General features: G+C 66.2%; 3 protein-coding genes. All 3 read left to right on the forward strand.

Annotated elements, in window-relative coordinates:
- Nucleotides 1–16 precede the first annotated feature (16 nt).
- On the forward strand, nucleotides 17–925 hold the full coding sequence (locus tag ACOJSF_RS07195) for a histone deacetylase (RefSeq protein WP_420141537.1): 909 nt from the start codon (nucleotides 17–19) through the stop codon (nucleotides 923–925).
- Between the two features lie 281 nt (nucleotides 926–1,206).
- The gene (locus ACOJSF_RS07200) at nucleotides 1,207–1,956 is read left to right on the forward strand and encodes an electron transfer flavoprotein subunit beta/FixA family protein (RefSeq protein WP_420141535.1); all 750 of its coding nucleotides are present in this window, start codon (nucleotides 1,207–1,209) and stop codon (nucleotides 1,954–1,956) included.
- On the forward strand, nucleotides 1,953–2,788 hold an 836-nt coding region (locus ACOJSF_RS07205), incomplete at its 3' end, for an electron transfer flavoprotein subunit alpha/FixB family protein (RefSeq protein ID WP_420141536.1). The genes ACOJSF_RS07200 and ACOJSF_RS07205, both read left to right, overlap by 4 nt.

Genomic DNA, 2,788 nt, shown 5'->3' on the forward strand with positions numbered 1-2,788 from the left:
AGACCGTCGGTACTCGATGCATATCGTTCACCACCCCGGCTACGTCGCTCCTGGTGCTCCCGGGACGGGTATGCGCTTTGATAAATATGGGCTCGTGATGGAGGCTTTGCGGGAGACCGGCCGGCCCCTCGTTCTTCATCAGCCCGAGGCTATGCCGAGGCAGTGGATCGAAGCGGTTCACGCTTCCGAATATGTCGAGGAAGTCTTCAGCCTGAGCGTCCCCGCGGATAAGGAGCGGCGCATCGGGTTCCCGATCACCCAACAAACGTCGCTTCGCGCGCAATTGTCATCTGGGGGAACCTGGCTCGCGGCGCGCCTTGCTCGCACGCACGGCTTTGCCGGCAATGCGGCTGGCGGCAGCCATCACGCGCTCTTCGATACTGGCGCGGGATACTGCGTCTTCAACGACCTCGTTATTGCCGCGAACCGGCTGATCACCGAGCGCGAAGTGTCACGGCTGCTCATTCTGGATCTTGACGTTCACCAAGGCGACGGCACGGCAAGTCTCACCGCTGGCCGAGACGATATTTTCACGCTCTCAATTCATGCGGAGCGAAACTTCCCGGTTCGGAAAGTCCGCTCTTCACTGGACATACCGTTGCCCGATGCCACGGGCGACCAGGGCTATCTGACGGTGCTACGTGAGACGCTGCCGCAGGTTGTTGACGAATTCATGCCCGAGCTCATCCTTTATCAGGCTGGAGTTGACCCGCATATCGACGACCGGCTTGGTCGGCTGGCTCTTACGGACGAGGGCCTGATCTCCCGCGACCGGTTTGTCGCTCAACTGGCAAAGTCCCGCGCCATCCCGCTGGCCAGCACACTCGGTGGAGGTTACGGCTCCGATCGCATGGCGGTTGCCCGACGCCATGCGCGCTCGATCATCTCGATGGCTGAGATATTTGACAGCGCGCGGGCAGGCTGAGCCACACGGGCGGCCCCGTCAACACAGTGAGGCAAACCGGCTGTTTGAAAATGAGAACAAATGTGATACAAAGTGAAAATATGTTCCTCAAGCTCCTGCGACTGAAACCCATTCACCAGCCCCCCGCCCATACCCTTCGCACCTGTCAACTTTGTCAACTTCGCCCTCCCATGACCGCCCCGTTCGGCCCCCCATTTCCCGTACACGCCCCCGTCCCGCACTCGACTTACCCGGCGGTCCGGGGCTAGAGGGCGCGGCACAGGTTGCGGACAGAGGATGCGATGAAGATACTCGTCCCCGTCAAGCGGGTGATCGACTATAACGTGAAGCCGCGGGTGAAGCTCGACGGCTCGGGCGTGGAGCTCGCCAACGTCAAGATGTCGATGAACCCCTTCGACGAGATCGCGGTCGAGGAAGCGATCCGCCTGAAGGAAAAGGGCGCCGCGACCGAGATCGTCGCCGTCTCCGTCGGGCCGGCCAAGGCGCAGGACACGCTCCGCACCGCGCTCGCCATGGGCGCCGATCGCGCCATCCTGATCCAGTCGGATCAGGAGGTCGAGCCGCTCGCCGTCGCCAAGCTGCTGAAGGCGGTGATGGACGCGGAGCAGCCGGGCCTCGTTCTGCTCGGCAAGCAGGCGATCGACGACGATTGCAACCAGACCGGGCAGATGCTGGCCGCGCTCGCCGGCCGGCCGCAGGGCACCTTCGCGTCGAAGGTCGAGCTTGCGGGCGACCGCGTCGACGTGACGCGCGAGGTCGATGGCGGGCTCGAGACGATCAGCCTTGCGCTGCCCGCGATCGTCACCGCCGACCTGCGCCTCAACGAGCCGCGCTACGCCTCGCTGCCCAACATCATGAAGGCCAAGAGCAAGCCGCTCGCGCAGAAGACGCCCGCCGATTACGGCGTCGACGTCGCCCCGCGCCTCCAGACGCTCAAGGTCGAGGAGCCGGCCAAGCGGCAGGCGGGCATCAAGCTCGACTCGGTCGACGCGCTGGTCGGCAAGCTCAAGGATCTGGGAGTCGTCGCATGACCGTGCTGGTGTTGATCGAGCATGGCGCGGGCGCGCCCAAGGACGCGACCCTGTCGACGCTCACCGCCGCCGCGAAGCTGGGCGAGGTCCATGCCCTCGTCGCGGGCGCGGGGGACGAGGCGCGCGCGGCGGCCGAGGCGACGGCTAGGGTCGCGGGCGTGGCCAAGGTGCTGTTTGCCGACGATCCCGCTTATGCGCAGATGCTGGCGGAAAACGTGGCGCCGCTCGTCGTCGGGCTGGCGGGCGATTATGACGCGCTGCTGTTCAACGCGACGTCGAACGGCAAGAATGTCGCGCCGCGCGTCGCCGCCCTGCTCGACGTGATGCAGGTGTCCGACGTGCTGTCGGTCGAGGGGCCGGACACGTTCACGCGGCCGATCTACGCCGGCAACGCGGTCGCGACGGTCAGGTCGACCGATGCGAAGATGGTGCTGACCGGGCGCGCGCCCGCCTTGCCCAAGGCGGCGGCCGAAGGCGGCGCCGCGCCGGTGGAAAGCGTGTCGGGCGCGGGCGATGCCGGCCTGTCCAGCTTCGTCGGGTGCGAGACCAGCGCGTCCGAGCGGCCCGAACTGACCAGCGCCAAGGTGGTCGTGTCGGGCGGACGCGCGCTCGGGTCGGAGGAGGAGTTCCACCGCCTGATCGATCCGCTGGCCGACAAGCTCCATGCCGCCGTCGGCGCCAGCCGCGCGGCGGTCGACGCGGGCTATGCGCCCAACGATTATCAGGTCGGCCAGACGGGCAAGATCGTCGCCCCCTCGGTCTATCGCGCGGGCGGGATTTCCGGCGCGATCCAGCATCTTGCGGGGATGAAGGATTCGGGCACGATCGTCGC

The organism is Sphingomonas sp., assembly GCF_048594985.1.
Lineage (GTDB): Bacteria > Pseudomonadota > Alphaproteobacteria > Sphingomonadales > Sphingomonadaceae > Sphingomonas_I.

Coding starts and splice junctions, on each gene's coding strand:
- ACOJSF_RS07195 (WP_420141537.1), top strand. CDS start 17: ATGCATATCGTTCACCACCCCGGCTACGTCGCTCCTGGTGCTCCCGGG.
- ACOJSF_RS07200 (WP_420141535.1), top strand. CDS start 1,207: ATGAAGATACTCGTCCCCGTCAAGCGGGTGATCGACTATAACGTGAAG.